Annotated in this window: 6 protein-coding genes and 3 pseudogenes; 4 read left to right on the top strand and 5 right to left on the bottom strand. The window is 69.3% G+C overall.

Annotated elements, in window-relative coordinates:
* Positions 1 to 527, top strand: a pseudogene (locus FMEAI12_RS26150) (FAD-dependent oxidoreductase); the annotation flags it as partial.
* A 63-nt stretch (positions 528 to 590) separates the two neighbouring features.
* Here FMEAI12_RS26150 and FMEAI12_RS26155 read toward each other — a convergent pair.
* The 4 genes from FMEAI12_RS26155 to FMEAI12_RS36720 all read right to left on the bottom strand — a co-directional run bounded on the left by FMEAI12_RS26155 (position 591) and on the right by FMEAI12_RS36720 (position 3492).
* The gene (locus tag FMEAI12_RS26155) at positions 591 to 1118 is read right to left on the bottom strand and encodes a GNAT family N-acetyltransferase (protein WP_368672108.1); all 528 of its coding nucleotides are present in this window, start codon (positions 1116 to 1118) and stop codon (positions 591 to 593) included.
* On the bottom strand, positions 1118 to 2686 hold the full coding sequence (locus tag FMEAI12_RS26160) for an asparagine synthase-related protein (RefSeq protein ID WP_112108189.1): 1569 nt from the start codon (positions 2684 to 2686) through the stop codon (positions 1118 to 1120). The genes FMEAI12_RS26155 and FMEAI12_RS26160 overlap by 1 nt, the downstream gene beginning before the upstream one ends.
* A 71-nt stretch (positions 2687 to 2757) precedes the next feature.
* Complete coding sequence (locus FMEAI12_RS37350) at positions 2758 to 2919, bottom strand: hypothetical protein (RefSeq protein WP_165938858.1); 162 nt, start codon at positions 2917 to 2919, stop codon at positions 2758 to 2760.
* 414 nt (positions 2920 to 3333) lie between these two features.
* Positions 3334 to 3492, bottom strand: a complete 159-nt coding sequence (locus tag FMEAI12_RS36720) for a hypothetical protein (protein WP_160144325.1) — start codon at positions 3490 to 3492, stop codon at positions 3334 to 3336.
* A 465-nt stretch (positions 3493 to 3957) separates the two neighbouring features.
* Here FMEAI12_RS36720 and FMEAI12_RS26170 point away from each other — a divergent pair, with 465 nt between their 5' ends.
* Both FMEAI12_RS26170 and FMEAI12_RS26175 read left to right on the top strand, forming a co-directional pair.
* Positions 3958 to 5277 carry a hypothetical protein gene (locus FMEAI12_RS26170; protein WP_112108191.1) on the top strand — a complete coding sequence of 440 codons (1320 nt, stop codon included), beginning with the start codon at positions 3958 to 3960 and terminating at the stop codon, positions 5275 to 5277.
* The gene (locus FMEAI12_RS26175) at positions 5274 to 5831 is read left to right on the top strand and encodes a GNAT family N-acetyltransferase (protein ID WP_112108192.1); all 558 of its coding nucleotides are present in this window, start codon (positions 5274 to 5276) and stop codon (positions 5829 to 5831) included. The genes FMEAI12_RS26170 and FMEAI12_RS26175 overlap by 4 nt, the downstream gene beginning before the upstream one ends.
* A gap of 1379 nt (positions 5832 to 7210) precedes the next feature.
* Here FMEAI12_RS26175 and FMEAI12_RS26185 read toward each other — a convergent pair.
* Positions 7211 to 7652, bottom strand: a pseudogene (locus FMEAI12_RS26185) (integrase core domain-containing protein); the annotation flags it as partial.
* Positions 7653 to 7660: 8 nt separating this feature from the next.
* Here FMEAI12_RS26185 and FMEAI12_RS26190 point away from each other — a divergent pair.
* Positions 7661 to 8384 (top strand): annotated as a pseudogene (locus FMEAI12_RS26190) (helix-turn-helix domain-containing protein); the annotation flags it as partial.

The raw sequence follows: 8384 nt of genomic DNA on the forward strand, positions 1-8384 counted from the left end.
CCCCCGACATCCACCGCCTCATCCAGGACGCCGAGCCGCTCGACGACCCGGTTCGCTACCGGTTCCGGGCGTCACGGCGGCTGCGCTACGACCTCCTACACACCCCGGCCGCCGGTTTCGTCGCGATCGGCGACGCCCTGTGCACCCTCAACCCGCTCTACGCGCAGGGCATGACCGTCGCCGCGCAGCAGGCTCTCGAACTGCGGGCATGTCTGCGTTCGGGCAGCCTGGACGACCTCGCCGCACGGTACTTCACGGCGGCCGCCCGGCCGACCTCCAGGGCGTGGTCGATCGCCACCGACTCCGACCTGCGCTACCGGGAGGTCGAGGGCCGCCGCGGGCCCCGCACCCGGATCACCAACGCCTACATCCCCCGAGTCCAGGCGGCGACCCGATCCGACCCCGTCCTCGCCCGCAACCTGCTGCGCGTGGTCAACCTTGTCGAGCCCCCATCGATCCTGCTCACCCCCGCGGCCATGCTGCGCAGCGCCCGACACGCCCTGGGGACCCGTCGTAGCCGATCATGATCCATCGCGGGCGGCTCCCGTACCGGCTCCCGGGGGTGGTGCGAGGCGGCGACCGGGTGGGACTCAGGCGTTGGCGAAGGCGAGGGACTTGTCCAGTTCGGGGAGCAGTTCTGCGCGCCGTGCCAGCAGGTAGACGGTGCGATTGGTGCGTGGGACGGTGTGCTGCAGGGTGAAGCCTTGGCGCTGGTAGTAGTTGACGAGGCCGGGGAACAGGCAGCCGCGGCGGACCCAGCGTTGGCCGAGTCGGGCGGCGTGGTCGACGGCCCACAGGGCGATCAGCGTGCCGGGCTTGGCCGCCTGGTAGGCCGGGTCGGTGCAGGTCGTGTACAGGTACGAGGCCGGTTCGGTGAACTCCTCGGTGGTCCAGCCCCAGGGGGGTGCGGAGGTCAGCACGGTGGTGCAGCCGACGATCCGGCCGTCGTTGTCGAGGACCCACATGCTGTGCTCGGTGGACGGGGTGTGATCGGCCTGCGCGGCGAGAGCGTCGGCGTCGTCGCGCCAGGTCGGCCAGCCCTGCTCCTCCAGCCACGCACTACGGGAGAGGATCATGGCGGCCACGGCGGGGATGTCCGCGGCTGTCGCGGGGCGCATCAGCATAGGAACGCCGTCGTCGCGAGATGCAGATGGATCACCTCGATCAGTTTCGCGTCGCGCGTCTCATCGTAGAGTGCGTGATCTTCCAGGTGGGTGCGGGCGTCGGCGAGCCGGTCGGGGTCGACCAGGCCTGTGTCGAACAGCACCGAGCCGCTGGTGAGCATGTCGGCGAGAAGGCCCGGTCCGTAGCTGGTCAGGGTGTGCTGGACGACCTCGGCGAACGACTCCCGTTCCACGGGGTGGGTGACGTTCTCGTTCAGGCCGAGGGAGGCGAGCTGGCGTCGCTGGAGCTGCTTGAGCTCCCGCCAGCCGTAGGGCAGTTGCTCTCCGAGCTGGACCATCCCCGGGTGCGCGAACGGGTGCACCGGCCAGATACCCGCCCGGAGCAGGACGGGGGCCATGGTCTCCAGGCTCAGCAGGGTCATGGAGTTCACGACCGCGGGCGGCGCGACGGCGTCGTCGGCGTAGGCGAGGGCCTCGGTCACCGCGCTGCCGAGCCAGGGAAGCTCCTGGTCGATCGGTGGATCAGTCTCGGGGTACTCCTCTCGGGATACTGCGACCATCTCGTCACCCCCGATGCCGGTCACGACGACCCGGGCGCCCTGGGCGCGCAGGGCCTGGGTCAGCAGGCGGAAGGGGTGGTGCAGCGGCTCCTCGTACGGCGAGATCGGCCCGCCCTGCAGCCGTACGCAGTCGGGGTGCAGTGGCGGTTCGGCCAGGGCGTCGATGAGGGTGTCGTGGGCGGAGAACGGCAGGCGGGTCCGCATCTGCGTGCGCCGGCGGATCTGCTGCTCCCGCCCGGGGCCGCCGATGAGCAGCGCCGCGGTGGTGAGCTGGCCGGGCCATCGCTGTGCCGCCTGGGTGGCGATCACTCCGGAGTCGAAACCGCCGGTGAGGTGCCACGCCGTCGTGTCCTGGTCGAGTGGCCGCAGGTCCAGCGCGGTGTCGATCGCGTCGCGGAAGGCGCCGAGCACGTCGGCGTCGTCGGCGAGCGCGCGGGGGCGGCGGTGCAGCGCTGGCTCCGGGTAGCTGATGTACAGGCCCCCGCCGTAGTGGGCGGTTGCCCGTTCGGTGAGACGCCGGATGCCCTCGAACAGAGTCTCGCTGCCGTACCGGGGGCGGAACGCGAGCAGCCGCGCCGCTTCCCGGGTGGACAGCACGCGGGCGTAGGGCTGCAGGTCGGCCATGTCCCACGAACCATGCAGCGCGGTCCCGTCCTCCGCGAGGTACAACGGCACGGTCCCGCAGGCACCCGCGGACACCCGCACCGGCATGCGTGGCGCCGTCTCCACCATCACGAAGTCCGCCGGCCAGGCGGCTGCCGCCGACCGTGCGGTGTCGAACTCGGCCGGGTCCAGCATGCGCACACCCCCGGCCACCGGCGCGCGGCCCGCGATCCGCTCACGGACGACGATCAGCGTTCGCTGCCCGTCGGTCACGGCGAGGTCCTCGACCATCGGGTGCGCGAACGGGCGGATGCTGCTCGCCCCCTCGGCCGTGGCGTAGACGCCGTCCGACCAGCTCCAGTCCACCGGGCCGTACGGGGTGAGATGCAACCTGAGCATGGGGTTTCCCTCCCGGCCGTGGGACCGGGGCCTGTGCCCCGGCCCCACGGCACTGGCGATAGGCGGGCTGGTCAGACCTTGGTGGAGTCGTACGTGTGCGCGGCGTCCGAGCTGCCGGAGGTCTTCTTGTACTCGTGGGCCTCCGGGATCGTCTGGATGACGGTGGTCGGCGGCGCCGAGAACAGACGCTCGACACTGGCCGGCCGCGTGGGGGGTGGCAGGAGATCGTGCATAGCGGGGCCCTCCTTGACGAGATGGGTGGGAAACCACCCGGCCGATGCCGGGCGGGGCTCAGGGGCCGTCGAACTCCCCGGCTTTGACCGCGGCGACGAAGTCAGCCCAAGCGGCAGGGGTGATCCCGATCGGCCGGGTCAGAGAGGACCGGAGCAGCACCAGGAACGGCCCGCGGGACAGCCACACCGCATCGACAGCCGTGGTGCTGGTGGTGCTAGGTGCCTGCCACGACGCGACAGGTAAGGCCGGGAGGTACACGGCGGGTCCTTCCTGAGTTGGGACCGCCTGCCCCGACGGACCGAGTCAGCACCGGAGCGGGCGGTATATGCCACCCCGCCCGCGAGAGCTGGTCACGCGAGCGCGGGCGGGGTGGTGGACGGGCCGCCTGTGGACGGATGAGATAGCCCCCGTTTTCAGGGCCCGGCATTGTGATCCGGGATAGCGGGCCGGGACGGCACCGACGTCCAGCGGAGGATGTCCGGGTCGAACTCCGCATAGGCATCCGCGGCCTCCAACGACGAAAACCCGGTGACGGTCTGCCGTGGATCGCCGTTGGCGTCGAGCACGACCACGGTCCACGTCTGCTCCGCAGCACCAGCCCGGCCGCCGAGCGGATGTGCGGCATAACTGCACCCGTTGCTGGACAGGCGACGGACACCCGCCGGCCAGGTCGTGAGTGGGGTGCGGATCGGGAGGGGCGGGGAGGGAGCGCCGTCAACGGCCGGTATGACCGGCTCCCTCCCCACCCCGACCACCGCGCCCAGCCCGACACCAGAACGCCACACGGCGCTGGACGGCGACGGGTCAGGGTGGGGGCGGTGGCCAGCGGCGGGCGTCCGACCGGCGAACCTGCCTGAAGCTTCCGTGGGCGAGTGCACGATGCGCTCCTCTGCTGATCCGGGAGAGTGGCCGGCATGTCTCCCGCCGTGCACGACCCATGACACTCCGCGTGACACCTCCATGGGAGGGTGAGATCTTCTGTCCCAGGGGTGGGAAAAAATGTCTCACCCATGGCGCACCTACGGCCGAGGGGAAACGTGGTGCACGCTGATGGAGTCGAGGCCCTGAAGGAGCAGCTCGCCACTCGGTTCCGGCAGCTTCAGGACGAGCACCGGCTGTCGGGGACGGACCTGGAGAAACGCACCACCCACGATCGGAAGAACATCTCCGCCATCCGCAACAGGGGACGGCTCCCGACCCGTGACATCCTCCGGGCCTACGACCGTGAGTTCGGGACCGGCAACGAGCTGACTGGCCTGGGTGAGCGGATCCGTGCTGCGCAGAAGGCGGTGCGGCTGACCGAGGTGACCGCCGCAGCGGGGGTAGACACCCCCGGGCCGCAGCAGGCAGAGTCGGGAAGGGAGGAGGTGGAGGAAACGGATCGACGCCAGATCGTTGCGATCGCTGCGCTATCCGCACTTGCGTTCGAAACGACCCGCCGTATCGACACCTCCGCCACGGCACCGACCCTCGGCGAACTCGAAGACGACCTGGCCGACATCGCTGCCGGCTACGACACCACCCCGCACCAGATACTCATCGGCGAGGTCGCCCGACGATGGCACCAGGTCGAAGACATGCTCGACCGGCGCTTGAGCGTGACCGACAGTCTGCGGACTACGCGCCTCGGCGGCCAGCTCACCTACTACCTTGGCCGGCTCGCGTTCGCCGGCGGTCACTACCGAGACGCCCGCCGGTTCTGCGATCTTTCAGACCGGTACGCCGACCAGGTAGGCGACGAGATGTTGACCGGCTCCCTCGCCGCGCTGCGGTCCAGCATCGCCTACTACACCCACCGCTGGGACAAGGCTGCCCTCACCGCTGCCCGGGGCCGCCGCAGCGCGGAACCCTACCTTGCCGCCCGGCTGGCCGCTTACGAGGCGCGGAGCCATGCCCGCCTCGGACGGGTCCGGGAGACAGAGAACGCTCTCGCCGTGATGAGGGCCCACGCCGGGGTGGCAACGAGGCCCCGGCCCGGCTCCTCCCCGTTCACGGCCGGCAGCGCGGCCATGTTCGCCGCGGTATGCGCGATCGAACTGGGTAACGGCGCCGAAGCCCGGCGCCACGCCCGCGAAGCGGTCGATCTCATCGACCCCCGGTCCCATGAAGAATGCGGCCACGCCTACCTCTGCCTCGCCTCCGGCTTTCTTCTCCAGGACCGGCCCGATCCTGCCGCAGCGATCGCGGCGAGCCGGGCCGCCGCGGCTGTTCCCGACGGGCACCTGTCCGCCACGATCGTGTCCGCCATGTCCGAGGTAGTTCGGGAGCTTGGGCCGTGGGCCTCGGATCCTGACGTCCGCGCGTTCAGCGCGTTGGTCCAACAATCCCGCCTCGCGCTGCCTGGGAGCCCCGCATGACCCTCGAGTTCGCCCCGCCTGACGTCGTCACCATCCCATCCGTTCTCACCCCGCGACTGAAGCTCCGTTCCTGGCACCTGACGGACGTCGAGCCGTACCTGGCGATGGCCCGGCATCCGGACATGTCGCTCTACACGAGCTCACCGAGCCGTATCGGGTCGGTCTGGGGCATGACCGCCTTCCAGATCGGCCACTGGGCTCTGAACCGCTTCGGAATGTGGATCATCGAAGAGCGAACGACGGGTGAGTTCCTCGGCCGGGCCGGCCTGTACGAGGAGTACGGCTGGCCGGACATCGAGGTGGCATGGACAGTCCGGCGCGACCGGTGGGGACAGGGCATCGCAACCGAGGCCGGCGCGGCTGCGCTGGAGTTCGCATTCACTGAGGCCGGCCGAGAGCGGGTCATCAGCATCATCCACCCGGAGAACAAGGGGTCGATCCGCGTCGCCGAGAAGCTCGGCCTCACCCTCGCTGAAGGCCCGGTGGATCGGGACGGTGAACCGCGGAACATCTACGCGATCAGCCGCGCCGAGTGGGCTACTCACACAGGCTGAGACCGGCTGTGTACGAGCGTGAACCGCAGCCCTCGCCCCGGCGCCGCCAGTTCTTGGGAGTTCGGGAGGCGCCGGACCGGGACCTCATATGGACCCTTTTTCGCGTTCTGCGCAGCGTCGCCTTCAACCTGAAGCGGCGGACGGTCTAGGACGTACCCCGCCCCTTCATCGCATCATCGCGCGAATCAGGGTTCTGGAGCCCCACACGGCGAGGACCAGTGCGGCGCGCTCCCGGAGACGGCCGTCCGCGTGCAGGCTCGCGACCACGGCGGCGAACCCGCTGCGGCGATGGCCGACCAGCTGGTGATCCCGGCGATTGCTGGGCGATACCGGTTCGACCGGCGGGCGGCCGCGTCCACACCAGTAGGAGCCAACTACGGCCGTCGAGGCGTTCCAGCTCCGCCGCCGCGCGCCGGCTCCGGGCCGGTTACCGCGGCAGCCAGGCGCTCCGCGAGGTGCCGGGCCTCCGGCAACGTCATCACGGGGCCATCCTGATCTGCTCACCGCCCCCGTCACCTGGTGTCCCGCGTGGTGCGGCTGTCGCAAATCAGTCAAGATCACGAGCGCCGAGGTTGGGGCGCGATAATGTTCTCACCGCCGTCTACGGCGGGGTATGTAGGAATCCGGGGGAGCGCACAATGACAGTGGACGAACCGTCAGCCGGCATGCCACGGCGGGTCTTTCTGGCGGCTGGACTGAGCTTGGCGACCGTCACGGCAACCGCCATGCTGCCCTCACCTGCCGCGGCATCGGGGACGTGGAACACCGACTGGCGCTTCTGCAACAGATGCTTCGGCTTGGTCCGAAACCTTCAACAGGTCTACAACCGATGCCCGGCGGGCGGCACACACGTGATACAGGGCTGGACTTTCGGGATACCTTTCACCAACAGCACTGATCATCACGCTGGCGAGACGGCGTACCAGCAAAGCGATTGGCGACAGTGCTCGTCCTGTGGCGCCCTGTACTACCATGACTTCCCAGGCGTATGCGCCGGACGCGGCGGCTCGTCTCATACCGGAATCTATCCTCAGTACCTTCTCTGGCACGACCTGAACCCAGTTCCGAGCAACTTTCAGACTGCGTGGCGATTCTGCTTCAAGTGCAGTTCGCTCTATTTCGACGGGTACCAGCCAAATCGAGGCGTCTGCCCGGGAAACCCGGGCTGGGGACATGCCGCCGTCGGCTACATGTTCCACCTGCAGGTGTATTCCTACACCTGAAATGCGCCGAGCCGGCTAACCCGTTGACGTCGACGGTCCGACATCATTCGCTGGATGTCGGCGCTCCCAAGCAGGAACTTGAGCACGTCAGGCAGCTCCGTCCACCCGGCCGCGTGTGGGGTGCCAGAACTCGGATACCGGCCTTGACCTGGGGTTTTAGGCGGCTCGTTCGTATTCGTTGATCAGGCCGCCGAGGACGGGCTGGCGCTTGACGTTCCTTGGTCAGGTCTGCGATGGGGTGGTCGGGCCGTGGTGGTTGAAGGTCGCGGCCGCGGTGGGGTCGTCGTCCGTTGTAGTGGGCCGCGTACTCGACCAGGAGGGTACGCAGATGCCGCTCGCTGAAGATCAGCATGCGGTCGGTGACCTTGGTCCGGACGGTGCGGACGAACCGTTCGGCGTAGGCGTTCGCCCGGGGCGTCCGGGGTGGGATCGTGACGGTGGTGATGCCGGCGTCGGCGAGGACCGCGTCGAAGGAGGCGGTGAACTGGCCGGCCCGGTCACGAACCAGAAATTGGAAGTCGGCCGCCCGGTCGCCGAAGTCCATGAGGAGGTTCCGGGCTTGTTGGGTGGTCCACGGTCCGTCCGGGTGAGCGGTGACCTGCGCGTTTGCTCGCCGGACAGGGCCTGTGTCGGGCAGGCTGGATGGTCATGGTGTGGTCGCTGCTCCACGCCCTGACACGCAACGCTCTCGGACTGACGTTGCTCCGCGTGCGTGGCGACACCGCGAAAGACGTGGAGCTCCTCGTCCTGCGACACCAGGTGGCGGTGCTGCGACGGCAGGTGAACCGCCCGACACTGGAACCGGCGGATCGGATGATCCTCGCAGCCCTGTCCCGGCTGCTACCCCGGGCCCGCTGGGGTTCGTTCTTCGTCACCCCGGCCACCGTGTTGCGCTGGCACCGTGATCTCCTCGCCCGAAAATGGACCCGAGGCGAACGGGACGACCTCCGGTCAGCACGGAGATCGCCGAACTGATCGAGCGGCTCGCGACCGAGAACACGACATGGGGCTACCGGCGGATCCAGGGCGAGCTCCTCAAACTCGGCCACCAAGTCAGCGCCTCCACGATCCGCCGGGTCCTGAAGTCCCTGGGTCTCCCACCGGCGCCCAGGCGGCAGACCGACGCGACCTGGCGGCAGTTCCTACGCACGCAGGCCTCGACGATGCTGGCCGTCGACTTCTTCCACGTGGACTGCGCCGTGACGCTGCGGCGCCTGTACTGCTTCTTCGTCATCGAGGTCGGCTCCCGCACCGTCCACATCCTCGGAGTCACCGCCCACCCGGACGGACCGTGGACCACCCAACAAGCCCGGAACCGCATCAGTCCGAG

The sequence above is a fragment of the Parafrankia sp. Ea1.12 genome (genome assembly GCF_900465275.1).
Classification (GTDB): Bacteria; Actinomycetota; Actinomycetes; order Frankiales; family Frankiaceae; genus Parafrankia; species Parafrankia soli.